Source organism: Mycobacterium sp. E796 (assembly GCF_001672815.1).
Taxonomy (GTDB): Bacteria; Actinomycetota; Actinomycetes; order Mycobacteriales; family Mycobacteriaceae; genus Mycobacterium.
Genome location: NZ_LZKK01000136.1, coordinates 1 through 25278, shown reverse-complemented (window position 1 = coordinate 25278; position 25278 = coordinate 1). Strand labels below are relative to the sequence as shown.

27 protein-coding genes and 1 pseudogene are annotated in these 25278 nt (G+C 69.3%); 21 read left to right on the top strand and 7 right to left on the bottom strand.

What is annotated here, in order from left to right:
- Window positions 1-25: 25 nt before the first annotated feature.
- The 3 genes and pseudogenes from A5706_RS10600 to A5706_RS10590 all read left to right on the top strand — a co-directional run.
- Window positions 26-337 (top strand): annotated as a pseudogene (locus tag A5706_RS10600) (3-phosphoglycerate dehydrogenase); the annotation flags it as partial.
- Window positions 338-410: 73 nt separating this feature from the next.
- Window positions 411-1745 (top strand): FGGY-family carbohydrate kinase, encoded by a 1335-nt coding sequence (locus tag A5706_RS10595; RefSeq protein WP_068129940.1) that lies wholly within the window; start codon window positions 411-413, stop codon window positions 1743-1745.
- Complete coding sequence (locus tag A5706_RS10590) at window positions 1742-2407, top strand: GNAT family N-acetyltransferase (protein WP_068129935.1); 666 nt, start codon at window positions 1742-1744, stop codon at window positions 2405-2407. The genes A5706_RS10595 and A5706_RS10590 overlap by 4 nt, the downstream gene beginning before the upstream one ends.
- A 7-nt stretch (window positions 2408-2414) precedes the next feature.
- Here A5706_RS10590 and A5706_RS10585 read toward each other — a convergent pair whose 3' ends face one another.
- The gene (locus A5706_RS10585; protein WP_068129932.1) at window positions 2415-3320 is read right to left on the bottom strand and encodes a class I SAM-dependent methyltransferase; all 906 of its coding nucleotides are present in this window, start codon (window positions 3318-3320) and stop codon (window positions 2415-2417) included.
- Between the two features lie 176 nt (window positions 3321-3496).
- Between A5706_RS10585 and secY the strand changes: the two genes are divergently transcribed.
- From secY to A5706_RS10535, 10 genes are read left to right on the top strand one after another with little or no spacing between them, the layout of a single operon-like run.
- Complete coding sequence (gene secY, locus A5706_RS10580; protein ID WP_068104521.1) at window positions 3497-4822, top strand: preprotein translocase subunit SecY; 1326 nt, start codon at window positions 3497-3499, stop codon at window positions 4820-4822.
- Window positions 4819-5364 carry an adenylate kinase gene (locus tag A5706_RS10575; protein ID WP_068129928.1) on the top strand — a complete coding sequence of 182 codons (546 nt, stop codon included), beginning with the start codon at window positions 4819-4821 and terminating at the stop codon, window positions 5362-5364. The genes secY and A5706_RS10575 overlap by 4 nt, the downstream gene beginning before the upstream one ends.
- A gap of 2 nt (window positions 5365-5366) precedes the next feature.
- On the top strand, window positions 5367-6167 hold the full coding sequence (gene map / locus A5706_RS10570) for a type I methionyl aminopeptidase (protein WP_068129925.1): 801 nt from the start codon (window positions 5367-5369) through the stop codon (window positions 6165-6167).
- Between the two features lie 56 nt (window positions 6168-6223).
- Window positions 6224-6769, top strand: coding sequence for a sigma-70 family RNA polymerase sigma factor (locus A5706_RS10565; RefSeq protein WP_082964298.1), 546 nt, complete (start codon window positions 6224-6226; stop codon window positions 6767-6769).
- A 55-nt stretch (window positions 6770-6824) separates the two neighbouring features.
- A complete protein-coding gene (locus A5706_RS10560; protein ID WP_068129923.1) occupies window positions 6825-7586 on the top strand; it encodes an anti-sigma factor in 762 nt (253 codons plus the stop codon).
- 58 nt (window positions 7587-7644) lie between these two features.
- Window positions 7645-9366 (top strand): thiamine pyrophosphate-binding protein, encoded by a 1722-nt coding sequence (locus A5706_RS10555; RefSeq protein ID WP_068129919.1) that lies wholly within the window; start codon window positions 7645-7647, stop codon window positions 9364-9366.
- The gene (locus A5706_RS10550; protein WP_068104533.1) at window positions 9344-9991 is read left to right on the top strand and encodes a hypothetical protein; all 648 of its coding nucleotides are present in this window, start codon (window positions 9344-9346) and stop codon (window positions 9989-9991) included. The genes A5706_RS10555 and A5706_RS10550 overlap by 23 nt, the downstream gene beginning before the upstream one ends.
- A 3-nt stretch (window positions 9992-9994) precedes the next feature.
- Complete coding sequence (locus tag A5706_RS10545; RefSeq protein ID WP_068129917.1) at window positions 9995-11014, top strand: 3-oxoacyl-ACP synthase III family protein; 1020 nt, start codon at window positions 9995-9997, stop codon at window positions 11012-11014.
- Window positions 11014-12066, top strand: a complete 1053-nt coding sequence (locus tag A5706_RS10540) for a histidinol-phosphate transaminase (protein WP_068129915.1) — start codon at window positions 11014-11016, stop codon at window positions 12064-12066. Before A5706_RS10545 ends, A5706_RS10540 begins: the two co-directional genes overlap by 1 nt.
- Before the next feature lie 8 nt (window positions 12067-12074).
- Window positions 12075-12578 (top strand): MarR family winged helix-turn-helix transcriptional regulator, encoded by a 504-nt coding sequence (locus A5706_RS10535; RefSeq protein WP_068129911.1) that lies wholly within the window; start codon window positions 12075-12077, stop codon window positions 12576-12578.
- Between the two features lie 27 nt (window positions 12579-12605).
- Here the strand turns inward: A5706_RS10535 and mmsB are convergent, their stop codons facing one another.
- From mmsB to A5706_RS10515, 4 genes are all read right to left on the bottom strand, one after another.
- Window positions 12606-13481, bottom strand: a complete 876-nt coding sequence (gene mmsB / locus A5706_RS10530; RefSeq protein WP_068129909.1) for a 3-hydroxyisobutyrate dehydrogenase — start codon at window positions 13479-13481, stop codon at window positions 12606-12608.
- Window positions 13482-13493: 12 nt separating this feature from the next.
- Complete coding sequence (locus tag A5706_RS10525; protein WP_068129906.1) at window positions 13494-14654, bottom strand: acyl-CoA dehydrogenase family protein; 1161 nt, start codon at window positions 14652-14654, stop codon at window positions 13494-13496.
- Between the two features lie 9 nt (window positions 14655-14663).
- Window positions 14664-16184 carry a CoA-acylating methylmalonate-semialdehyde dehydrogenase gene (locus A5706_RS10520; protein WP_068129905.1) on the bottom strand — a complete coding sequence of 507 codons (1521 nt, stop codon included), beginning with the start codon at window positions 16182-16184 and terminating at the stop codon, window positions 14664-14666.
- Window positions 16185-16260: 76 nt separating this feature from the next.
- On the bottom strand, window positions 16261-17139 hold the full coding sequence (locus A5706_RS10515) for an SDR family oxidoreductase (RefSeq protein WP_068129902.1): 879 nt from the start codon (window positions 17137-17139) through the stop codon (window positions 16261-16263).
- Between the two features lie 83 nt (window positions 17140-17222).
- On the opposite strand from A5706_RS10515, the gene A5706_RS10510 reads away from it, so the two are divergent.
- From A5706_RS10510 to A5706_RS10480, 7 genes are read left to right on the top strand one after another with little or no spacing between them, the layout of a single operon-like run.
- On the top strand, window positions 17223-17795 hold the full coding sequence (locus A5706_RS10510; protein ID WP_068129898.1) for a TetR/AcrR family transcriptional regulator: 573 nt from the start codon (window positions 17223-17225) through the stop codon (window positions 17793-17795).
- Between the two features lie 32 nt (window positions 17796-17827).
- A complete protein-coding gene (locus tag A5706_RS10505) occupies window positions 17828-19258 on the top strand; it encodes an NAD(P)-binding protein (RefSeq protein ID WP_068129895.1) in 1431 nt (476 codons plus the stop codon).
- A gap of 17 nt (window positions 19259-19275) precedes the next feature.
- Window positions 19276-19833 carry an RNA polymerase sigma factor gene (locus A5706_RS10500; RefSeq protein WP_068129893.1) on the top strand — a complete coding sequence of 186 codons (558 nt, stop codon included), beginning with the start codon at window positions 19276-19278 and terminating at the stop codon, window positions 19831-19833.
- Window positions 19830-20519, top strand: coding sequence for a Rieske (2Fe-2S) protein (locus tag A5706_RS10495; protein ID WP_068129891.1), 690 nt, complete (start codon window positions 19830-19832; stop codon window positions 20517-20519). Before A5706_RS10500 ends, A5706_RS10495 begins: the two co-directional genes overlap by 4 nt.
- 21 nt (window positions 20520-20540) lie before the next feature.
- Window positions 20541-21011, top strand: coding sequence for a cupredoxin family copper-binding protein (locus tag A5706_RS10490; protein WP_068129889.1), 471 nt, complete (start codon window positions 20541-20543; stop codon window positions 21009-21011).
- Window positions 21008-21934 (top strand): metallophosphoesterase, encoded by a 927-nt coding sequence (locus tag A5706_RS10485; RefSeq protein WP_068129879.1) that lies wholly within the window; start codon window positions 21008-21010, stop codon window positions 21932-21934. Before A5706_RS10490 ends, A5706_RS10485 begins: the two co-directional genes overlap by 4 nt.
- Entirely contained in the window at window positions 21931-22350 is a 420-nt protein-coding gene (locus A5706_RS10480; RefSeq protein ID WP_068129867.1) for a hypothetical protein, read from the top strand. The genes A5706_RS10485 and A5706_RS10480 overlap by 4 nt, the downstream gene beginning before the upstream one ends.
- Before the next feature lie 11 nt (window positions 22351-22361).
- Here the strand turns inward: A5706_RS10480 and A5706_RS34945 are convergent, their stop codons facing one another.
- Entirely contained in the window at window positions 22362-24236 is a 1875-nt protein-coding gene (locus A5706_RS34945; RefSeq protein WP_082964299.1) for a PecA family PE domain-processing aspartic protease, read from the bottom strand.
- A gap of 117 nt (window positions 24237-24353) precedes the next feature.
- A complete protein-coding gene (locus A5706_RS10470; protein ID WP_304528393.1) occupies window positions 24354-25088 on the bottom strand; it encodes a PecA family PE domain-processing aspartic protease in 735 nt (244 codons plus the stop codon).
- An 8-nt stretch (window positions 25089-25096) separates the two neighbouring features.
- On the opposite strand from A5706_RS10470, the gene A5706_RS34210 reads away from it, so the two are divergent.
- A partial coding sequence (locus A5706_RS34210; RefSeq protein WP_369831842.1) for a PGRS repeat-containing protein occupies window positions 25097-25278 on the top strand: 182 nt, incomplete at its 3' end.

Sequence of the window (25278 nt, the reverse complement as noted above, 5' to 3'; positions counted from 1 at the left end):
TATCCGTACGCCAGCATTGGCGTCTGTGACATCGAGACCGCGTGCCCTGGTGACCGCGCCGCTGCGGGGGCCGGGGTTCGACAAGCTCCGGCAGCTGGCCGACGTGGTGTACGACCCCTGGATCGAGCAGACCCCGCTGCGGGTCTACAGCCCCGAGCAACTGGCCGAGCGGATCGCGGCCGAGTCCGCCGATATCGTTGTGGTGGAAGGCGACTCGGTGCGCGGCCCGGTGTTCGAGCAGGGCCTGATCGCAATAGCGTCCACCCGGGGCGACCCGAACAACGTGGACATCGACGGGGCCACCGCGGCCGGCATCCCGGTGCTGAACACCCCGGCCCCCGCAGCGGCGCGGTCACCAGGGCACGCGGTCTCGATGTCACAGACGCCAATGCTGGCGTACGGTGACGCCCGTGTCACGTGATGGCGTCACAATCGGCATCGACGTCGGCAGCACCGCCGTCAAGGCGGTGGCCGCCGACGCGGACGGCCGGGTGACGGCGCGGGTGCGCATTACGCACGAGTTGCGGGTGCCGGCGCCCGACCGGCTCGAGCACGACGCCGACGAGGCGTGGCGCCGGGGGCCGGTGGCCGCCCTGGCGCAGCTGGACCGCCCGGACGCGCGCGCGGTCGCCGTGTCGGCGATGGTGCCCTCGCTGACCGCCGTCGACGCCGCCGGCGCGCCGCTGACCCCCGGCCTGTTGTACGGCGACGGCAGGGGCCGGGTGCCCGGCTCGGACGACAAGCCGCTTCCGGCGCTGGGCGAGGCCGCCGAGTTCCTGCGCTGGACGGCGGCGCAGGCGCCCGGCGCGGCCGGATACTGGCCCGCGCCCGCGGTGGCCAACCACGCGTTGGCCGGCGAGGCGGTGATGGACGTCGCCACCGCCGCCACCAGCTACCCCCTGTACGACGGGACCGGCTGGGACCCGGCGGCCTGCGCCGACTGCGGCGCAAGCGTCGAGCAGATGCCGCGGGTGGAGACGATCGGCACGGCCGCGGGACAGCTCCCCGGAACGGACGCCGTGCTGGCGATCGGCGCCATCGATGCCCTGTGCGAACAGATCGTGGCCGGCGCCGACCGCGACGGGGACGTGCTGGTGCTGTGTGGCACCACGCTGATCGTGTGGAACACGATCGCCGAGGCGCGGCAGGTGCCCGGCCTGTGGACCATCCCGCACACCGCCCCGGGCAAGAGCCAGATCGGCGGCGCCAGCAACGCGGGCGGCCTGTTCCTCGGCTGGGTGGAGCGCCTGCTCGGACCGGGTGACCCGGGGACCGCCGATCCGCGGCGCGTGCCGGTGTGGTCGCCCTACATCCGCGGCGAGCGCACGCCGTTTCATGACCCGGATCGCCGGGCCGTGCTCGACGCCCTCGACCTCACCCACGACCCGGCCGCCGTGCGCCGGGCCGCCTACGAGGCCGCGGGCTTCGTCGTGCGTCAGCTCATCGAGCTGGGCGGCGCGCCGGTGGCGCGCATCGTCGCCTCCGGTGGCGGCACCCGGGTCGGGCCGTGGATGCAGGCCATCGCCGACGCCACCGGCCGGCCGGTGGAGGTGTCCGCGGTGGCCGAGGGCGCGGCGCTGGGGGCCGCGTTCCTGGGCCGGATGGCGGTCGGCCTGGAGACGTCGATCAACGACGCGGGCCGGTGGGCCCGCACCGAGCGCGTCGTCGAGCCCGACCCCGCCTGGGCGGAACCGACCGCCGAGCGCTACCAACGATTCCTGGAACTGTCTAGGCTGTGGCAATGACTGACCAGGACCGTAAAGCCACCCGTCGGGAGATCGCCGACGCCCTGTTGAAAGCCCTCGAGCGCCGGCACGAAATCGCCGACGTCGTGGTGGAGTCCGAGGACAAGGCCGCGGCGGTGGAGGCGATCGCCCGCCTGCTCGACACGTCCCACGTGGCCGCCGAGGCGGTGATGGGCATGTCGTTCGACCAACTGACCATCGACTCGCGGCGCAAGATCCTGGCCGAGCTGGAGGACCTCAACAAGCAGCTGAGCTTCACGCTTGGCGAGCGTCCCGCCAGCTCGGGGGAGACCCTCGAGCTTCGGCCGTTCTCCGCCGAGGCCGACCGCGACATCTTCGCCGCCCGCACCGAGGACGTCGGCGCCGCCGGCGACGGGTCCGGCGGGCCGGCGGGCAACCTCGACGACGAGATCCGCGCGGCGCTGGGGCGCGTCGGCGACGAGGAGGCCGCGTGGTTCGTGGCGGTCGACTCCGGCGAGAAGGTCGGCATGGTGTTCGGCGAGCTGGTCGGCGGCGAGGTGAACGTGCGGATCTGGATCCACCCGCAGCACCGCAAGAAGGGTTACGGCACCGCCGCGCTGCGCAAGTCGCGCACCGAGATGGCGTGGTGCTTCCCCGCCGTGCCGCTGGTGGTCCGGACGCCGCCGGCCAGGCCCAGCTAGACCGGGATCAAGCCAGCGTGGCGGTGACGGAGATGATGTTGCGCAGCTGCGACTCCTCGTCGTCGGGGAAGACGCGGCCGTAGTCGGCGAAGAACTCCCGCCGTGGCCGGGTGCTCACCTGCCAGCCCTTGCCGGTGAGGTAGTCGACGACGTTGCTGCGCTCGCCGTCGAAGAACAGCCCGGACAGGTCGATGTCGCAGCCGAGATTGGCCCACCGCTGGTTGAATTGCTGCGCGCGTTGGGACATGGTGCGGCCGGAGTCGCCGTGGTACTCGGTGGCCAGCTTGCTGCCGGGCGCGCTGAGCTCGGTGATGTTGTCGAAGAGCCGGTCCTGGGCGTCGGGCGGAAGGTACATCAGCAAGCCTTCAGCGCTCCACGACGTCGGTTGCGACGCGTCAAATCCGCTGCGGCGCAACGCTTCCGGCCAGTCGTCGCGCAGATCGACGGCGACGGTGCGCCGGTCCGCGGTCGGGGCGGCGCCCAGGTTGTCCATGGCGGCCGTCTTGAACTCGACGACCTTGGGCTGGTCGACCTCGTAGACCACGCTGCCGGGCGGCCAGGCCAGCCGGTAGGCGCGCACGTCGAGGCCGGCGGCCAGGATCACCGATTGGCGGATGCCGTCGCGTGCGGCGTTGAGGAAGAAATCGTCGAAGAAGCGGGTCCGAACCGCGATCGAGTCGGTCTCGAGTTGCAGGTCCCGTTCCCCGCCGTCGTCGGGGCCCGGGGCCACCTCGCCGTCGATCAGGCGGACGAAGAAGTCCAGGCCGACCGCGCGCACCAGCGGCGCCGCGAACGGGTCGTCGATGATCGCATCGGTCTCGGTGGTGGCCAGCGCGCGGGCGGCGGCGACCATCGTTGCCGTCGCGCCGACGCTGGAGGCCAGGTCCCAGGTGTCCTGATCGGTTCGCGTCATGGTGCTCCCACTTATTTAGCAAATGCAACGAGCCAAGCGATTCGAACTCTACGCCTCGAAGGGTGTTGGCAGGACCCGTCCCGATCAGCTGTTAGTCTCGTACACGGTTTGACGCGCGGCGCCGTACGTCCTGGCCTGCGGGTGTTAGGCGCGAGACGCAGGACGCAGGAGGAAGAGTGCTTTCGGCTTTCATCTCATCGCTGCGGACAGTCGACCTGAGACGGAAGATCCTCTTCACGCTTGGCATCGTCCTTCTCTATCGGGTCGGCGCCGCATTGCCCTCTCCGGGGGTGAACTACCCGAACGTGCAGCAGTGCATCAAGGAGGCCAGCGGCGGCGAGGCGGGGCAGATCTATTCGCTGATCAACCTGTTCTCCGGTGGCGCGCTGCTCAAGCTCACCGTGTTCGCCGTCGGCGTAATGCCCTACATCACGGCGAGCATCATCGTGCAGCTGCTGACCGTGGTCATCCCCCGCTTCGAGGAACTGCGCAAAGAGGGCCAGTCCGGCCAGGCGAAGATGACCCAGTACACCCGGTACCTGGCGATCGCGCTGGCCATCCTGCAGGCCACCAGCATCGTGGCGCTGGCCGCCAACGGCGGCCTGCTGCAGGGCTGCTCGCTGGACATCATCGCCGACCAGAAAATCTTCACGCTCGTCGTCATCGTGCTGGTGATGACGGCCGGTGCGGCCCTGGTCATGTGGATGGGCGAGCTGGTCACCGAGCGCGGCATCGGCAACGGCATGTCGCTGCTGATCTTCGTCGGCATCGCCGCGCGCATCCCGGCCGAGGGCAAGTCCATCCTGGACAGCCGCGGCGGGGTCATCTTCGCCGCCGTCTGCGGCGCCGCGCTGCTCATCATCGTCGGCGTGGTCTTCGTCGAGCAGGGCCAGCGCCGCATCCCGGTGCAATACGCCAAGCGCATGGTGGGCCGGCGGATGTACGGCGGAACGTCGACGTATTTGCCGCTGAAGGTCAACCAGGCCGGCGTTATTCCGGTCATCTTCGCGTCGTCGCTGATCTACATTCCGCACCTGATCACACAGCTGATCCGCAGCGGCAGCGGCGGCGTGGGCAACAGTTGGTGGGACAAGTTCGTCGGCAGCTACCTGTCGGACCCGAGCGATCCGGTCTACATCAGCATCTACTTCGGCCTCATCATCTTCTTCACGTACTTCTACGTGTCGATCACGTTCAACCCCGACGAGCGTGCCGACGAGATGAAGAAGTTCGGCGGCTTCATTCCGGGCATCCGGCCGGGCAAGCCGACGGCGGATTATCTGCGCTACGTGCTGAGCAGGATCACGCTGCCGGGCTCGATTTACCTGGGCGCCATTTCCGTGCTGCCCAATCTGTTCCTGCAGATCGGCAATGGCGGAGCGGTCCAGAATTTGCCGTTTGGCGGCACTGCGGTTTTGATCATGATTGGTGTCGGTTTGGATACGGTCAAACAAATCGAGAGCCAACTCATGCAGCGCAACTACGAAGGGTTCCTCAAGTGAGAGTGGTTTTGCTGGGACCGCCCGGGGCGGGCAAGGGTACGCAGGCCGAAAAGCTCGCCGAAAAGCTTGGCATCCCGCAAATCTCGACCGGGGAGCTCTTCCGCAACAACATCGAAAACGGGACCAAACTCGGCCTGAAGGCCAAGCGCTACCTCGACGCCGGCGACCTGGTGCCCTCCGAGCTGACCAACCAACTCGTCGACGACCGGCTCGACGACCCGGACGCGGCCAACGGTTTCATCCTGGACGGCTACCCGCGCTCCCTCGATCAGGCCAAGGCGCTGCACGAGATGCTCGAACGGCGCGGCACCGACATCGACGCCGTGGTCGAGTTCCGCGTCTCGCAGGACGAACTGCTGCAGCGGCTCAAGGGACGTGGCCGGGCCGATGACACCGACGACGTCATCCTCAACCGCATGAAGGTCTACCGCGACGAGACGGCGCCGCTGCTGGAGTACTACAGCAGCGAATTGAAGACGGTCGACGCGGTCGGCACGGTGGACGAGGTGTTCGCCCGCGCGCTGCGGGCGCTGGGCAAGTAATCATGAGCGCGCTGGCGCGGCTGCGGAGTCGCAGGGTCGTGCCGCAGCGCAGTCCCGGTGAGCTCGACGCGATGGCCGCGGCGGGCGCCGTGGTGGCCGCCGCGCTGCAGGCGGTCCGCGCGGCCGCGGTCGCGGGGGCGTCCACGCTCAGCCTCGATGAAATCGCCGAGTCGGTGATCCGCGAGGCGGGGGCGGTCCCGTCGTTCCTGGGCTATCACGGCTACCCCGCGTCCATCTGCGCCTCCGTCAACGACCGCGTGGTGCACGGCATCCCGTCCGCCGCCGAAGTACTTGGCCCTGGCGACCTGGTGTCCATCGACTGTGGCGCGGTGCTGGACGGCTGGCACGGCGACGCCGCCATCACGTTCGGGGTCGGGACGCTGGACGCGGCCGACGAAGCGCTGTGCGACGCGACGAGGGAATCGCTGCAGGCCGGCATCGCGGCGATGGTCGTCGGCAACCGGCTGACCGACGTGGCGCACGCCATCGAAACGGGCACCCGCGCCGCCGCGGCCCGCTACGGGCTCGAGTTCGGGATCGTGGAGGGCTACGGCGGCCACGGCATCGGCCGGCAAATGCACATGGACCCTTTCCTGCCCAACGAGGGCTCGCCCGGACGGGGGCCCCTGCTGGCCCCCGGCTCGGTGCTCGCGATCGAACCCATGCTGACGCTGGGAACCAGCAAAACCAGGGTGCTCGACGACGAATGGACCGTCACGACCGCCGACGGGTCGCGCGCGGCGCATTGGGAGCACACCGTCGCGGTGACCGAGACCGGCCCACGCATCCTGACCCTGAACTAGGGGGGGCATGAACTAAACGCCTGCTCGCCTCGTTTCAGATGGCAGGAGGTGATCGAGTGGCTCGTGTGGCCGGCACTCGGGGGGCGTCCGGGGCTGCTGAGGCCGCTCTGATGAAGGCGCTCTACGACGAACACGCCGCGGTCTTGTGGCGCTATGCACTCCGGTTGACGGGGGACGCCAGCCAGGCCGAGGACGTCGTCCAGGAGACGCTGTTGCGGGCCTGGCAACATCCGGAGGTCATCGGCGACACCGAGAGGTCGGCGCGGGCGTGGTTGTTCACCGTGGCGCGCAACATGATCATCGACGACCGACGCAGCGCCAGGTACCGCAACGTGGTCGGTTCGCTGGACGAATCGGGAGCGCCCGAACAATCGACGCCGGACGAGGTGAACGCGGCGCTGGACCGGCTGCTGATAGCCGAGGCCATGACGCAGTTGTCCGCCGAGCACCGGGCGGTGATCGAGCGGTCCTACTACCGCGGCTGGACGACCGCGCAGATTGCTACCGACCTCGAGATCGCCGAAGGAACCGTGAAGTCGCGACTACACTATGCCGTGCGCGCGTTGCGGCTCACTCTGCAGGAACTTGGAGTCACGCGATGACCATCCAGACGGTCGTCGGCTCCGAATGCTTGATGGGTGACAGGAGAAGGACGAGATGAGGACGCCGCTACGGGGCATCGGCCCGCCGGGTGACAACCCGTTTGACAAAGAGGTGTTGACCGTGGAAGACGATCACCGCTACGCGATGTGGGATGCCGCATACGTGTTGGGGTCGCTGTCGGCTTCCGACCGCCGCGAGTTCGAGGCGCACATGGCCGGCTGCCCGGCATGCCGGGAGGCCGTCGCCGATCTGAGCGGCGTGCCGGCCCTGCTGTCCCAGCTCGACGCCGAACAGGTGGCTGCGATGGACGAGTCCGGCCGCACCGTGACGGCGGCGCCGGAGATCTCGCCGGAGTTGTTGCCCTCGTTGCTCGCAACGGTGCGCTGGCGCCGGCGCCGCGCCCGGGTGGCGACGTGGGTGGCATCGTCGGCCGCGGCCGCGGTGCTGGGGATCGGCGTGCTGGTCGGGGTGCAGGGCCACTCGGCGCCCGCGCAGCAGGTGGCCGGCTCCTCCCAGCCGATGGCGCAGATCGGCACCACCCTGTTGGCCTCCTCGGTGCAGCTGTCCAGCCAGCACTGGGGGACGTCGATCAACCTGAAGTGTGTCTGCCTGGCTCCGCTGAACGCGCACCACGACACGCTGGCGATGGTCGTCGTGGGTCGCGACGGGAGCCAAACCCGGTTGGCAACGTGGGTGGCCGAACCCGGTCACACCGCCACGCCCGCGGGCAGCATCTCGACGCCGGTCGACCAGATCGCTGCGGTGCAAGTGGTTTCCGCCGACAGCGGGCAGGTTCTGCTGCAGCGTTCGCTCTAACCAGTTTGAAAAACCGACGCGCGGTGAACCCAAGTTCACCGTGCGTCGTGTTATAGGCATGCCTCGGAAGCAGCGGGTGGTCGACCACATCGTCGAGCGGCTCGCTTCGGCCGGCGTCGACCACATCTTCGGGGTCGACGGCGCCAACATCGAGGACCTCTACGACGCCGCGCACTTCCGCAGCGACATCACCGCCGTGTTGGCCAAGCACGAATTCTCCGCCGCCGCCATGGCCGACGGGTACAGCCGCAGCGGGGCCGGGCTGGGCTCCGGGCTCGGCGTGGTCGCGGCGACGTCAGGCGGTGGGGCGCTGAATCTTGTTGCCGCCCTTGGGGAGTCGCTGACGAGCCGAGTCCCGGTGCTGGCCCTGGTCGGTCAGACCCCCACCACCATGGACGGCCGGGGCAGCTTTCAGGACACCAGCGGCGAGAACGGCTCGCTGAACGCGCAGGCGTTGTTTTCCGCGGTGTCGGTGTCGTGCGAGCGGGTGCAGCGCCCCGCCGACGCCCCGGCGGCGCTGTCCAGGGCGATCGCCGCGGCGCGCACCGGCGGCCCGGCGGTGCTGTTGCTGCCCAAGGACATTCAGCAGGGCAGCGTGCTTTGCGGGCAGAATGGGTGGCCCACCGAGGAGCTGCGGCCCATCGGTAACCCGCATCCGATCGTCGGGCTGCTGCGCGACGCGAACGGCCCGGTCACCATCATCGTCGGCGAGCAGGTCGCCCGCGACAACGCCCGCGCCGAGCTGGAGGCCCTGCGCGCGGTGCTGCGGGCGCGGGTGGCGACCGTGCCCGACGCCAAGGACGTCGCCGGCACACCGGGTCTCGGGTCGTCGTCCGCGCTGGGGGTGACCGGTGTCATGGGCCACCCCGGTGTGGTCGAAGCGGTGGCCGGCAGCGCCGTGTGCCTGGTGGTCGGTACGCGCCTGTCGGTCACCGCGCGAACCGGGCTCGACGACGCCCTCGCGGCGGTGCGGACCGTCTCGATCGGCTCGGCGCCGCCGTACGTTCCGTGCACGCACGTCCACACCGACGACCTGCGCGGCTCGCTGCGCATGCTGACCCAGGCGCTGTCCAGGCCGGGTCGGCCGGCGAGGGTGCGGGTGCCCGACGCGGTGCAACACACCGAATTGTCCCCGCCGCCGTGCGACGGGCCCGGGGTGCGCTACCGGGATGCGATGACGGTGCTGGACCGCTGCCTGCCCGACGGCGCAGACATCGTCGTGGATGCCGGCAACACCGGCGCGGCGGCGATCCACTACCTGCCGGCCCGCCGGGACGGCAGGTTCGCGGTCGCGCTGGGCATGGGCGGCATGGGCTACAGCTTCGGCGCCGGCATCGGCATGGCGTTCGGCCGCGCGAACAGCGGGCGGCCCCCCGGGCGCACCGTGGTGGTGGCCGGGGACGGGGCATTCTTCATGCACGGCATGGAGGTGCACACCGCGTTGCAGTACCGGCTGCCGGTGACGTTCGTGGTCTTCAACAACAACGCCCACGCCATGTGCGTGACCCGCGAGCAGCTCTTCTATGACGACCTGTACAGCTACAACCGATTTCGGTCCAGCCGGCTGGGCGCCGGGCTGGCGGCAATGTTCCCGGGGCTGACGGCCGTCGACGTCGACGACCTCGATCACCTGGCTGCCTGGATGCGCGCGGTGCTAGCCACCGACGGGCCCGCCGTCGTCAGCGTGGAATGCGCCGCCGACGAGATGCCGCCGTTCGCACCGTTTTTGACGTCAATCGCAAAGGAGAACCGGACCGATGTCGCTGCCAGCGCTCGATGACATCCCCACGCCCCTCGACGGTGTGACCCGCATCGAAACCAGTCCCCGGGAAAAGGCCACCCCGATCATCATGGACATGATGCGCTCGGTCTACCCGCACGACCAGGTCTTCGGGGAGTACTGCACCGTCAACGATTACGTCGACTGCCCGCCGGACGAGTTGTTCGAGTACATGTCCGACACCCGCAGCCTCGAGGAGTGGACCTACAGCCTGCGCGGTTTCACCCCCACCGACGAACCCGGCCTGTGGCTGGCGTACGACCGGCTCGGCTCGGAGACCAAGATCTACACGCGGACCGTCGCCAACGAACAGGCGCGCACCGTCGACTACCACTGCGCGTGGGACCAGGGCAAGCACCTGTGGATGATCTACCTGATGCGGGTCGTCGACGCTCAGACGGTCCTGGACAAGCCGGGTTCGGTTGTGCTGTGGACGAATTGCCATCACCCGTTCTACGACGAAAACCCATACCCGGAGACCGCGCCGCCGCAGCGCCCGGTGTGGGTGGGCGATTTCTGGGACATGTTCGGCGCCGGCCACCTGCTGGAGCTGAAGAACCTCAAGGCCATCGCCGAGTACCGGCACCGCAACGGGTTACCGGTAACCCCGAAGTGGATGAGGTGAGCCATGACCAAGCCGAGCGTGAGCCTGATCGACCTCTCGACCTATCTGCCCGGTGAGCCGATCGGCGCCGAGTACTACGCACAATTCGCCGAATCCGACGACCTGCGCGACAATCTCATGTTCCGCGCCCCGAAGTTTCGCCATCACGTCGCACCGGGGGAAAGCTCGATCGACATGATCGAGCAGGCGGTGCAGGGCCTGATCGAGCGGCACGGCCCCGACGTCGTCGAGGGCGCCGACGTGCTGATCACCCACACCCAGGTGCCGGACATGGCGTTCTACGGGCAGGGGGGCGGCATCGCGCACCGGTTGGGCATGCGACCGTCCTGGGTGCTCGACCTGAACAACGGCGGCTGCGCGGCATTCGTGTTGGCGCTCAACGTGGCCCGCAAGCTGCTGTCGTCGGGCGAGGGGCACACCGCGCTGATCGCGATCGCGCAAAACGCCGCCGGGCAGTTCTTCGACCAGCCGACGATCCGCCGCAAGGCGCAGTCGGCGGTGCCCGGGGACGGGGCGGCGGCGGCCCTGGTCGCCGTGGGCGACCAGTCGCCGATCCTCGACGTCGAGTGCCGCACCTACGGCGAATACGCCGGCGAGATGACGCTGTCCTTCGACCCGCCCCGCAAGTGGTGGCAGGCCGGCCCCGGCGAGGGCTCGATCGGCTTCACCGAGAGCAAGATCACCAAGGTGCTGGCCCGCGGCAACCGCCAGGTGCCCGAGGTCGCGCTGGCGGTCTGTGATCGAATCGGACTGTCCGCCAAGGACATCGACCTGCTGGTCACCAACCAGCCCAACCGGGCGTTCCTGCGCAACTGGCGCGAGGCCCTCGAGCTGCCGCCCGAACGCCACCGCGACACCTTCGATCAGTGCGGCAACCTGTTCGGCGCCGGCATCCCGGTCAACCTCGACCACGCGATCTCCGACGGTCAGCTCGAGGCGGGCGACGTGGTGCTGATGGCCGCCTTCGCGCACGCCGGTGACTTCGCCGGCGCGGCCGCGGTGCGCTGGGGCGGACGGGGCTGATGCAACCCGTCCGCAGCCCCTTCGCCGACGACATCGACGAGGCGTTTCCCACCGCGATCGACCCGCTTGCGTTGTCGCTCAACGAGAATCCGTTCCCGCCGTTGCCGGCGGTGCGCTCGGCGTTGATCCGCTCGATCTACGCGGTCAACCGGTATCCGGAGTTCCTGCCCGAACGGCTGCGCGGGCTGATCGCCGGCCACGCCGGCGTGCCCGCCGAGCAGGTGGTGCTCGGCGCCGGCGCGACAGGCGTGGCGTTGCAGGCCCTGCACGCGCTGACCGCCCCGGGTGACAAGGTCGCGATGGCGTCGCCGACCTTCGACGGTTATCCGATCATCGCCCGGATGGCCCGGTTGCACCCGCTGCTCGTCCCCCTCGACGCGGAGGGCCACAACGACCTCGACGGGCTGGCCGATGCCGCGGGGGATGCCCGGGTGGTGGTGATATGCCGCCCGCACAACCCGACCGGCACGCTGGAGAGCGCGGACGAGGTGGCGCGGTTTTTGTGTCGGGTGCCGCGCGACACCGTCGTGCTGCTCGACGAGGCCTACATCGAGTTCGCCGCGCCCGAGCACCGCATCGACGTCGCGGCGCTGCTCGCGCGTTTTCCCAACGTCGTGGTGGTCCGGACGTTCTCCAAGGCCTACGGGCTGGCCGGGCTGCGCATCGGCTACGGCCTCGCGTCGCCCGAGCTGGCCGCCACCCTGTGGTCCCAGCAGTTGCCGTTCGGCATCGCGCTCACCAGTCTGCTTGCGGTCGCGGCGTCGTACGACGCCGAAGACCAGCTGCTGCAACGGATTCAGTCGATCAACGCCGAACGCCGCTATCTGCGGATGCGGCTGAGCGCGTTGGACATCTACACCACCGACGCCCACGCGAACTTCATGTACCTTCCATCGAGGGGTAGGCAGTGGCATGAGGTATTCGCGGACAGCGGGCTGCGTGTCCGCCACTACCCGGACGGCGGCGCGCGGATCACCGTGGGTAACCGCGCGTCGACCCTGGCGGTGCTGTCGGCAATAGGAAAGGTCCCGATTCGGTCCCAGATGCGGTAAGAAAGGGCGTGGCCGCATCGAGCCCGAAACGCGATCCGATCGCCGCGGCGCGGGCCAACTGGGAGCGCGCCGGGTGGGGCGACGTGTCGGAGGGCATGGTCGCCGTCACCTCGGTGATGCGCGCGCATCAGATCCTGCTGGCCCGCGTCGAGACCGCGCTGCGCCCCTACGACCTGAGCTTCTCCCGTTACGAGTTGTTGCGGCTGCTGGCGTTCAGCCGAACCGGCGCGCTGCCGATCACCAAGGCGTCGGATCGCCTGCAGGTGCACGTGACCAGCGTGACCCACGCCATCCGCCGGCTGGAGGCCGACGGGCTGGTGCAACGGGTGCCGCACCCCACCGACGGGCGTACGACGCTGGTGGCCATCACCGATCTTGGCCGCTCCACCGTCGAGGACGCCACCGTCACGCTCAACGAGCAGGTGTTCGCCGACATCGGAATGGACGCCGCCGAGGCGGCGGCGCTGGTGTCATCCATCGAAACGTTGCGCCGCAATGCGGGCGACTTCTGAGGATCCGCCTTCCGGCTCAGCCTTGAATTAACTCGAGCGCAGCATCTCGATGACGGCGCTGAAATCCTTGTCCGCGTGGGAGGCCGCGAATTTCGCGTAGATCTCCGCGGCGTGCGTGCCCAGCGGCGCGGCCGAACCGGTGGACGTGACGGCGTCCATCGCCAGGCCCAGGTCCTTGTTCATCAGCGCGGTCGCGAAACCGGGCTTGAAGTCGTTGTTGGCCGGCGAGGTCGGGACCGGGCCCGGCACCGGGCAGTTGGTGTGCACCGCCCAGCAGTTGCCGGTCGCGCCGGTGATGACGTCGAACAGCGACTGGGCGGACAGCCCGAGCTTCTCGGCCAGCACGAATGCCTCGCCGACGGCGATCTGCTGCACCGCCAGCACCATGTTGTTGCACACCTTGGCGGCCTGGCCCGCGCCGGCCGCGCCGCAGTGAATGACCTTGCCCGCCATGGGTTCCAACACCGGGCGGGCCCGCTGCACCGCGGACTCGTCGCCGCCCACCATGAACGCCAGCGTCCCGGCGACGGCGCCCTTCACCCCGCCGGAGACCGGCGCGTCCAGCTGCGCGATTCCGTGCCCCTCGGCCAGCGCGTGCACCTCGCGAGCGTCGCTGACGGAGATCGTGGAGCTGTCGATGAACAGCGCGCCCGCCCGCGCGGCGGGCAGGATGTCGGCGTAGCAGCGCTTTACGATTTCGCCGTTGGGCAGCATGGTGATCACCACGTCCGCGTCGGCCACCGCGTCGGCGGCGCTGTCGAACGCCTCGACGCCCGTGGCGACCGCGGCCTCCACCGCCGCCGGCACGGGATCGAATCCGCGCACGGTGTGACCGGCGGTGACCAGGTTCGCCGACATCGGGCCGCCCATGTGGCCCAATCCCAGGAACGCAATCCGGGTCATCTGTGAGCCTTTCTACGCGCTTGCCCTGAATCGGGCGGCCTCGGCGCGGCCGATGACCACCCGCATGATCTCGTTGGTGCCTTCCAGGATGCGATGCACCCGCAGGTCGCGGACGATCTTCTCCAGACCGTACTCGCGCAGATAGCCGTAGCCGCCGTGCAGTTGCAGGGCCTTGTCGGCCACCTCGAAGCAGGTGTCGGTGACGTAGCGCTTGGCCATCGCGCACAGCTCGACCTTGTCCGGGTCGTCGTCGTCCAACGCGCTTGCGGCCCGCCACAACATCATTCGCGACGTCTGCAGCCCGGTGGCCATGTCGGCCAGGGTGAACCGGACGGTCGGCTCGTCGAGCAGGGATTTGCCGAACGCGTGGCGCTCCCGCACGTAGGCGCCCGCCTTGTCGAAGGCGGCCTGCGCGCCGCCCAGCGAGCATGCCGCGATGTTGAGCCGACCGCCGTTGAGGCCGTTCATCGCGATGCCGAACCCGGCGCCCTCGCCCTCCGCGCCGCCCAGCATCGCGTCGGCGGGCACCCGCACCCCGTCGAGGATCACCTGCGCGGTGGGCTGGGCGTGCCAGCCCATCTTCTCCTCGAGCGCGCCGAAACTCAGCCCAGGAGAGTCTTTTTCGACGATGAAGGCGGAGATGCCGCGCGGGCCCTCGCCCCCGGTCCTGGCCATCACCACGTACACGTCCGAGGCCCCGGCGCCGGAGATGAACTGCTTGACTCCGTCGAGCACGTAGTCGCCACCCTGTCTGACCGCGCGGGTGCTCAGCGCGCTGGCGTCGGAGCCGGCGCCCGGCTCGGTGAGGCAGTAGCTGGCGATGGCGTCCATCGGCGCCAGCCGCGGGATCCACTCCTTGCGTTGTTCGGCGGTGCCGAAGCTGTCGATCATCCACGCGCACATGTTGTGGATGGACAGGAACGCGGCCGTGACGGGATCGGCGATCGCGAGTTGCTCGAAGATGCGGACCCCGTCGAGCCGGCGCAGCCCGCTGCCCCCGACGTCCTCGCGGCAGTAGATGGCCGCCATGCCCAGTTCGGCGGCCTCACGCAGCACGTCGGTCGGGAAGTGCTTGGTGGTGTCCCATTCCAGGGCGTGCGGGGCGAGGCGCTTGGCGGCGAACGCGGCCGCCGTCTCGGTGATAACCCGCTCGTCGTCGTTCAGGGTGAACATATCGCGGGTCTAATTCATTGTCGGGATGACGAATTCGGCGCCATCCTTGATGCCGGACGGCCACCGGGACGTGACGGTCTTGACCTTGGTGTAGAACTGGATCGACGCCGGCCCGTGCTGGTTCAGGTCGCCGAAGCCGGAGCGCTTCCAGCCGCCGAAGGTGTGGTAGGCCACCGGGACCGGGATCGGCACGTTGACGCCGACCATGCCCACCTGCACCCGGGACACGAAGTCGCGCGCGGTGTCACCGTCGCGGGTGAACACCGCCACGCCGTTGCCGTACTCGTGCTGAGAAGGAAGCGCCACTGCTTCTTCGTAGTTGTGCGCCCTTACGATGCACAGCACCGGCCCGAAGATCTCGTCGGTGTAGATCGACATGTCGGGTGTGACGTGGTCGAAAAGGGTTGGGCCGATGAAGAATCCGCCCTCGAGGTTGGCGTCTCCGAACGTCAGGTCGTCGCTGGCCCGCTCGCGCCCGTCGATCACCAGCTCGGCGCCGGCGGCCACGCCCTGGCCGATGTAGTCGCGCACCCGCGCCAGCGCGGCCTCGGTGACCAGCGGGCCGTAGTCGGCCTTGGGGTCCAGGCTGTGGCCCACGCGCAGGTTGTTGATCCGCTCGATCAGCCTGGCGCGCAACCGATCCGCAGTCTGCTCGCCGACCGGTACGGCGACGCTGATCGCCATACAGCGTTCGCCGGCGCTGCCATACCCGGCGCCGATCAGCGCGTCGACGGCCTGGTCGAGGTCGGCGTCGGGCATCACGATCATGTGGTTCTTGGCGCCGCCGAAGCACTGCGACCGCTTGTCGTTGGCCGCGGCCGTCGAATAGATGTAGTGCGCGATGTCCGAGCTGCCGACGAAACCCACGGCCTTGATGTCGGGGTGGTGCAGGATCGCGTCGACGGCCTCCTTGTCGCCGTGCACCACCTGGAACACGCCCGGCGGCAGGCCCGCCTCCAAGAACAGCTCGGCCAGGCGCACCGGGACCGACGGGTCACGCTCACTGGGCTTGAGCAAGAACGCGTTTCCGCACGCCAGCGCCGGCCCGGCCTTCCACAGCGGGATCATCGCCGGGAAGTTGAACGGCGTGATGCCCGCGACCACGCCCAAGGGCTGGCGCAACGAGTAGACGTCGATGCCCGGGCCGGCGCCCTCGCTGTACTCACCCTTGAGCAGGTGCGGGATCCCGACGCAGAACTCGATGACCTCGATGCCACGCTGGATGTCGCCCTTGGAGTCGGCCACCGTCTTGCCGTGCTCGAGGGACAGCAGCTCGGCGAGCTCGTCGCTGTTGGAGTTGACCAGTTCGATGAAGCGCATCATCACCCGCGCCCGTCGCTGCGGATTCCATGCCGCCCAATCCTTTTGGGCCTCGACGGCCGAGGCCACCGCGGCGTCGACGTCGGCCTTGCCGGCCATCGGAACCTTCGCCTGCACCTCGCCGGTGCTGGGGTTAAAGACGTCGGCGGTGCGGCTGGACTGGCCGGCGGTGCGCTTCCCATCGATGAAGTGGGGGATCTGTGTGGTCATGGTGCCCTCGAGTTGTCGTTACGCGCGAATACTTGCATATCCTAGTAACTCGGCTCGGGCGTTGGCAAGGCGCGCCTCACACCGGGTAGTTTCCGGCCTCCAGGTCCTCGAGCAGGCTCGGATGCGTGGGCTGCCAGCCGAATCTCTCCTGGGTCAACGCGCTCGAGGCCGGCTGGTCCAGGGCGTAGATGGCGCCGAGGGGCCCGAAATGCTCGGCGGGGACCGACGCCGCGGGGAGGCCGAGCTGGCGCCCGATGGCCTCGGCGAGGGCGCGCATCGGGTCGCCCTCGTCGCCGACGGCGTGCGCCACCGTCCCGGGATCGGCCTGTTCGAGGACCAGGCGGAAGAGCAGGGCGGCGTCGAGGACGTGCACGGCCGGCCAGCGCTGGGTGCCGTCGCCGACGTACCCGGACACCCCGGTCCCTCGGGCGGCCGCGACGAGCAGGGAGGCGAACCCGCAGGGCCCGCCTGCCCGGTGGACGGACCGGGGGAGGCGGACCACCGCCGACCGGACGTCATTGCCGGCCAGCTCCAGGGCGGCCCGCGCGTTGCGGCTGCGCCCGCCGATGAGTCCGTCGGTCGGCGCCGAGTCGCGCTCGGTGGCGACGCGGCCGGGGACGGGCGGCGTGCCCGAGGCCATGGCGAACGGCTTGCCGCTCCCCGCGAGGGCGGCGCCGAACGTCTCGACCGCGGCCGCCTCCTGGGCGACCGCCCTCTCGAAGTCGCCGAAGTGCAGGAAGGCGAGGTGGACCACCCCGTCGGACTCCTTCGCGCCGACGCGCAGGCTCTCGGGGTCGTCGAGGTCGCCGCGCAGCACGTCGGCCCCCAACGCGGCGGCGGCCCGGGCCGACGCGTCGGAGCGGGCCAGCGCCAGGACCTCGTGGCCCGCCCCGATGAGTTCGGGAACGACGGCCGAGCCGACCCCGCCGGTGGCACCCGTGACGAATACGCGCATGAGACACTCCTCAAGTGATGGGACCGATGTCCCATCACGCTACCACGGTGATGGGACAAAGGTCTCATCGCTACCATGACGGCATGCCCAGATGGGAACCCGATGCGCGTGCGCGCCTGGTCGAGGCCGCGCTGCACCTTTTCTCCGAGCAGGGCTACGACCGAACCACCGTCGCCGAGATCGCCGATCGGGCCGGCCTGACCAAGAGCACCTTCTTCCGGTATTTCCCCGACAAGCGGGAGGTTCTGGCGGCCGGTCAGGAGGCGTTGTCGCAACTGCTGACCGAGGGCATCGCCTCGGCGCCCGCGGACGCCACGCCGCTTGCCGCGGTCGCCGCCGGGCTGGAGCGTGCTTCCGGGGCGATGACCCCGCGCAATCGCGAGCTTGCTCCCCGGGTGAAGGCCGTCATCGCCTCCAGCGCCGAACTGCAGGAGCGCGATGCGCTCAAACAGGTCGGCCTCGCCGCGGCCATGGCGAACGCGCTGCGAGCGCGCGGCGTGCCGGATCGCGCGGCCGCCCTGGCCGCCGAGCTGGGTGGGCTGGCGTTCAAAGAGGCGTTCGCCGAATGGATTACGTCAGACGGTGACCGGAGCCTGGGCGAATTGGCGCGCGCGGCGCTGGACGAGATGCGCACCGCGGCGGCCGAAATCCGCTGAAGCGACCCCGGGCCGATTAGCCTTTAGCCCGTATGCGCACCATCGAGGCCGACTACCTGGTAGTCGGCGCGGGCGCCATGGGGATGGCGTTCATCGACACGCTGGTCACCGAAACCGAGGCACGCGTGGTGCTGGTGGACCGCCACCATCAGCCCGGCGGGCACTGGACCATGGCCTACCCGTTCGTGCGGCTGCATCAGCCGTCGGCGTTCTACGGCGTCAACTCGCTACCCCTGGGCAGCGACGCGATCGATCAAGTCGGCTGGAACCAAGGGCTTTACGAGTTGGCGACCGCGGGTGAGGTCTGCGCTTACTACGACCACGTCATGCGCCAGCGGTTCCTGCCCACCGGGCGCGTGGCCTACTTCCCGATGAGCGAATACTCCGGTGGCGGCCGGTTCAGGACGCTGGCCGGGACCGAGTACGCCGTCGACGTGACGCGCCGCGTCGTCGACGCGACCTACATGCGCGTCATGGTGCCCTCGATGCGCCCGCCGCCCTACCGGGTCGCGCCGGGCGTCGACTGCGTCGCGCCCAACGAGCTGCCCCGGCTGGCCGCCCGCCGCCGTTACGTCATCGTGGGAGCCGGCAAGACCGGCATCGACGCGTGCCTGTGGCTGCTGGGCCAGGGCATCGCGCCGGATCGCCTGACGTGGATCGTGCCGCGCGACTCGTGGTTGCTCGATCGCGCGACGCTGCAGCCGGGATCGGTGTTCGCCGACAAGATCAAGACCGCCGTCACCGCGCAGCTGCGTGCGATCCGGGACGCGGCGTCGGTCGACGACCTGTTCGTCCGCCTCGAGGAAGCCGGCGCGCTGCTGCGGATCGACCCGGCGATCCGCCCGACCATGTACCGCTGCGCAACCGTCACCCACGCCGAATTGGAGCAGCTGCGACGCATCAACGACGTGGTGCGCATGGGCCACCTGCTGCGCGCCGACGCCGGCGAGGCGGTCCTGGAGGGCGGCGCCGTGCCCGTGGACCCCTCGGCGTTGTACGTCGACTGCACCGCCGACGGCGCCGAGACACGGCCCGCCACAACGATTTTCGATGGCTCCGGCATCACGCTGCAGAGCGTGCGCGGGTGCCAGCAGGTGTTCAGCGCCGCGCTCGTCGCCCACGTCGAGGCCGCCTACCCCGACGACGCGGTGAAGAACGACCTGTGCGACCCGCTGCCGCATCCCGACACCGACCTCGACTGGCTGCGCATCACGCGGGCCTACTACCGCAATCAGCTGCGCTGGCTCGAGGACCCGGAGTTGACCGCCTGGCTCGCCGCGGCGCGCCTGGACGTCTTCGGGCGTCTGGTGGGCGACTCACTGGCGCCCGCGTCGGCGAAGCCGCGGGTGCGGGAGAGGGTCTTGGGCATGGCCAAGTCGGCCCTGGCGGCCGCCGCCGCGAAGCTGGACGAGCTGATGGCCTCGGAAGCCGACGTGCCCGCGTGTAACCCGGTCCGATATTGAATCGGTGAAGGAGGACCGTGGCGGCGCAAAACGACCCCCAGAAACCGCTAGTCCCGCGACCGCTGCGCGCGGTGCCCGACAGTGGTTATGAAAGCTATCCCGACTGGGAAGCGGTGTACTCCGACAACGCGTCCTGGGTGTACCGCACGCTGTTCGCGCGGGTGGGTAACCGCGCCGACGCCGAGGACCTCACCGCCGAGGTCTTTCTGGCGGCGCTGCGGCCACTGCGCCTGACCGCGACGGTCGGCGAGGTGCGCGCCTACCTGCGGGCCACGGCCAGGACGGTGCTGGCCGCACACTGGCGGGAGACCATGGGCCGGGAGATAACCTCGATCGACGACATCGAACAACCACCCGAGAGCGAGGAAGCGATCAGCACCGCGCCCCAGCGCGTCGCGCGGGTTCTCGACGGTCTGCCGGACCGGTATCGCCAGATTCTCGAAATTCGTTTCCTGCAAGGAAATTCGATCAAGGAGTCCGCGGCCGAGCTTGGGATCAGCGTCGCCAACGCCAAGGTGCTGCAGCACCGCGCCCTGCGGCTGGCGGCACAGGTCAACGATGGAGGGCAACGATGAACGCGCGAGGGCTGCGGCGCTATGTCGATGACCTGTTGCGGGGTCGCCGGCCGAAGCCGTTTGCGCCCGACGACTTCGAGGCCGCGCAGATCCGCACGGCGATCGACCTGCGGGCGGCGGGGACCGCGGACGCCGAGCCGCGCCAGGAGTTCCTCGCCGACCTGCACGGGCGCCTGGCGGAGCAGATGGACGGCGCGCCGGCGCCGGCCGCGCCCAAGCAGAGCGCGACGCGCCGACAGGTCATCGTGGGCACGTCGGCCGCCGCGGCCGCCGCGGCTGCCGCCGTTTCCATCGATCGCGCCCTGATCGGCAGCCCCACGCAGGGCCCGGCGGTCGCGGGTGAGCTGACGCCGAACGACGGGACCTGGCAGCGCGTCGCGTCGAGCGCGGACGTGCCCGACGGCGTGATGCATCCGTTCGACCTCGGCTCGGTCGCCGGGTTCGTCCACCGCGTCGACGGCAAACCCCAGGCCATCTCCGGCGTCTGCACACATCAGGGGTGCAAGCTGTGGTTCGACGCACAGAACGACGCGCTGCAATGCCCCTGCCACACCACGTCGTTCTCGCCCACCGGGCAGGTGCGCACCCACCAGTTGCCGATCGCGCCAAAGCCCTTGCCCGCGCTGCAGGTTCGCGAGGTCGACGGCGCAATCGAGGTGTTCGCCCCGCCGCGCCGCGACGTGTAACCCGCCGCCATATCTCTTGGCATGAACATCGCCAAGCTTCGAAAACATGTGGTCGCGGCGTCGGCCGTCGGTGTGTTGCTGGCCGGCTGCTCGTCGTCGCCGCCCGCCGCGCAGCCGCCGTCGGTGACCTTCGGATCGAATGCCAGCGGCACGCCCGGGATGCCGGGCATGAGCGGGATGCCCTCGGCGCCGGGTCCGCAGCCCGGCCCCGCGTCCGCGACGGGGTCGCCGGCCGCGGCCGCGGGCGATGCGGTCACCATCGACAACTTCGCCTTCGCGCCGGCCACGCTGACCGTCAAGGCGGGCAGCACCGTCACCTGGACCAACAAGGACGAGGAACCGCACACGGTCGCCGCCGCCGACGGGTCGTTCAAGTCGCCCGGAATGGGTACCGGCGCCACCTTTTCGCACACCTTTCCCACCGCGGGGAAGTTCGACTACGTCTGCTCGATTCACCCGATGATGCACGGCACCGTGGTGGTGACGGGATGAACGATCCGAACACCATGACCCGCCGGCAGCTGATCCGGCACTCGGCGTGGTTCGGCGCGGCGGTCGGCCTCGCCGTCGTCGGTGGTGAGGTCATCTCGCACGTCGCCGGGACGGCATCGGCCTCGCACACCAGCGCCCGGCCCACGCTGCGGTTCGCCCAGGTGAGCGACAGCCACATCGGTTTTTCCGGACCGCCCAACCCGGACGTCGCCGGCACCTTCGGCCACGCGATCGACCAGATCAACGGCCTTGGCTACGCACCGGACTTCGTCATCCACACCGGCGACCTCACCCACCTGTCGACCCCCGAGCAGTTCGACCAGGTCAAGCAGATGCTCACCAAAGTGCAGACGCCGCACGTCTTCACGGTGCCCGGCGAGCACGATTCCGTCGACGACGCGGGACAGAAGTACCGCAGCGTCTTCGGCGCCGGGACGCGGGGCGACGGGTGGTACAGCTTCGACATCGCGGGTGTCCACGTGATCGCGTTGGTGAACACTTTGAACCTCAAGAAGCTCGGGCACTTGGGTGTCGACCAGCTGGAGTTCGTCGAGAAGGACGTCGCGGGCTTGTCCAGCGACACACCCATCATCGTGTTCAGCCACATCCCGCTGTTCGCGATGTACCCGGACTGGGGCTGGGGCACCGACGACGCCACCCAGGCCCTGAGCTACCTGAGCCGGTTCTCGTCGGTGACATGCCTCAACGGCCATGTGCACCAACTGTTTTCCAAGACGGAAGGCAACGTGACGTTCTACAGCGGAACGACGACCGCCTACCCGTTGCCCCATCCCGGCGACGGGCCGGCGCCCAAGCCGATCACGCTGCCGGCGGGCAAGCTGCACGACGCCCTGGGGATCCGCGAGGTCAACTACACCAAGGGCCAGGCCGCCCTCGCACTGAAAGAGACCAAGCTGCAATGAAAATCTTCCTCCGGCTCGCGCTGGCCGCCTCCCTGGCGGTCAGCGCCTTCAGCCACGCCTACCTGTACGTCCATGGTTACCAGCACATTCCGATGATCGGCACCAGCTTCCTGATCCAGGCCAGCGTCTCGTTCTCGCTGGCCCTGCTTGTCGCCGTTGGCGGCCCCTGGTGGCTGGAATGGGCCGCCGCCGCGTTGGCCGGCGGCTCCCTGGTCGCCTTCGCGCTGTCGAGAACCGTTGGGCTCTTTGGCTTTACCGAGCACGGCTGGGACCCGGCGCCCCACGCGGTGCTCACCGTCGTCGCCGAGGCGCTGTGCGTGCTGCTGTGGGCGGCCACCGTGGTCGGGTCGCTACGGTCAAGGCGCAACGTCGGCGGGCGTATTCCAACGGTGGAGGCCAGCACCGCCGCGGCCTGAATTGGACCGGATCAGGACGGCTGATCGAAATAGATGGTCCCTTGACCGGTGGGGTCGTAGGAGAAATAGATCGGCATCTGCTTGAAGATGTAGTTTCCGGTGTTGAAGTTCCCCGGGGGCACAGCGGTCTGGGACACGGTGACCTGCATGGCGTTGGCGCCCAGTATCTCTGTGTACAGCGGTTGGGTGATGCCCTGGATGTTGACCTCAATCTTCGTTCCCTGCGGCAAGTAGTCGCCGGGGTTGTAGCCGGGGACGAAGTTCTGCGGGATGTGGCCGCCGTTGCCGCCGGTGTCGACGATCGCATCGATGAGTGTCTGCGGCTGCGCACCATTGACCGATATTTGCAAGGCGTTGGTGTACGGCGCCCCGGTCACGGAGGCGAACGGGGTGCCCGGGTTTGGACCGAACTGCACATAAGGCCGCGCCGCGCCCTCGTTGAACAGCACACCCTGATCGAGGACGCCCGGCAAATGCTGCGTTGGGCTGGTGACGAAATCCGGGTCGTGCGGCGTATTTGCCCCAACACCGAGCACGGCCTCGTTCGGAATCTGGGCCACTCCGTTGTGGACCTCCGCGGTGATCACACCGACGGTCATCGGCGCGGTGACCATCCCCTTGCCGAAATTCACCTGGGCCTGATAGGTGGTGTAGTAGTCGACGGTTGTGTCTTCGGGCGTGCCAAAGGTGTAGACGCCTTTCGCGCCGGCGGGGCCGAGGGACGCCTGATTGACCATGCTCTGCGGGAAGAGGGTGGCGGTGGAGCCGCTGTCGATCAACGCTTGCACGGTCGGCCCGTCGTCAACGGAGACCGAGATTGTTGGACGACCGGCGTCAACTCCGTTCAGCTGGACGATGGCGGCGCCGCCGTTGGCGCCGGCGGTGCCGGCGTGGCCCCACAATCCGATGCTGGAGCCGCTGGGACCGCCGAGACCGGACAAGACACCGCCGGTTCCACCGTCGCCGCCGTCACCGATCAATTGCCCCCCGGTTCCGCCGGCGCCGCCGTTGGCAAAGGCCCCACCCATTCCGCCGTGGCCTCCGTTGCCGAGCCAGTGCGCGTTGCCGCCGGCGCCGCCCGTGGCGTAGGGTCCGCCGATACCGCCGGCCCCGCCGCCGCCCCACAACAGGCCGCCGGTGCCCCCGGTTCCGCCGGCGCCGCCGATCGTGGTGACGTTGTTGGCGAACGTATAGGTCCCGCCTTGACCGCCGACGCCCCCGTTTCCGAAGAACAGTGCGTTGCCGCCGGTACCGCCGATTCCATGTTCCCCGCCGAGACCGCCAACGCCACCGTTGCCCCAGAGCAGCCCGCCGGTGCCCCCGGCTCCGCCGGACGCCCCGAATCCGCCCATTCCGCCGGTGCCGCCGGTGCCGATCAAACCGGCTGGGCCACCGGCGCCGCCCGCTACCCCGTCGGCCGTGCTGGCGCCGCCGTGACCGCCCTCGCCCCAAAGGATTCCGCCCGCGCCGCCCGCCGTTCCCACACCCTGGGCGTTGGTGGTGCCATCGACGCCGTCGCCGATCAGCGGGCGCCCCAGCACCATGTCGGTGGGCGTATTGATCACTGCCAGAACGCCTTCCTGGAACGCCTGCAGCTGGGCCAGGCTGTGGGCCTCGACGTCCAGGTAGGCCTGGGTGCCCGCGTTGAGGGTTTGCAGCAGCTGGGTGTGGAAAGCCGCGGCCTGACCGCTTAGCGCCTGATATGCCGCGCCGTGCTCAGAGAAGAACGCCGCGATGGTCGCCGACACCTCATCGCCGGCGGCCGCCGCGATCCCGGTCGTGGGCATCGCCGCGGCCGCGTGCGCCGCGTTGATTGTCGAGCCCAGGCCCTCCAAACTTGTTGCCGCGTCGGACATTACTGCGGGCACAGCGAAGACAAACGACATCAAACCCTCCACCAGGGATGCATGGCATTAAGTGGTCGCGGCCCGATGTGCGACATGCGGATAATAGCGACACGATGTCGCGAAATTGCTTATTTTCGAAGCGAATTCAAAGTTAATTCATGCGTCGAAAATCGTTGTCCCGGTACCGCCGGGGCTATAGGACAGGTAGATCGGATCCTGTAGGAAGGGCGCGATCCCGGTGTTGAATGTGCCCCCCAGGAAACTCGACACGACGTTCGTCTGTTGGGCGCCGACCGTCGTCGTATACAGCAACGTCCCGCCGGTGGTGTAGACCGAGATGGTCGTTCCGGCGGGCAGGTATCCGCCGACATTGGGCGGGTTGAGGGCAGTGGGGACGTCCCCGCCCAAACCCCCGGAATCGATGTACGCGTTGTTGGTCGTTTGGAGCGGGCCGTTATTGATCCGCACCTGCAGGGTGGTGACCGGCGCCCCGGTGACCGAGGCGTGGGCGGGAAGTGGGTTGGGGCCGAACTCCATTACGCTCGCGGGTTCGTCGATCAGCACGCCCTGACCGAAGGCGCCGGGCAACGCCGAGACGGGGCTGGTGCTCAATGGGCCGCCGGGATTGACCCCGACGCCCAGGATCGCCGGCAACTGCGACGTCGGATAGGCGGCACCGTTCAAGCTCGCGGAGGTGACGACGGCAACGCTGGTCGGCGCGGTGACGAGCCCGTTGCCGAAATTCACTGTCGTCGAATACGTTTTGAAGCTCTCGACGAGCTGGTTGCCGGGCTCGCCGTAGGTGACGCTGCCTTGCCCGGTTACGGCGCCGAGGCTCTGCAGATTCACGTCCTGCGGCGGGAGGATGAGGCCCCTGGACCCGGTGTCCAGGCGGATTCTTGGCCGGCAACGGCGGCAACGGTGGCAACAGCACCGCCACCGGCGCGCCCGGCGGCGCGGCCGGACCCGCGGGCTTTCTCGTCGGAAATGGCGGCAACGGCGGCACCGGTGGCCCCGCCGCGCTCGGCGGCGCCGGCGGCCGCGGCGGCCTGTTGTGGGGTGCCCGAACAGCGTGTCGGTG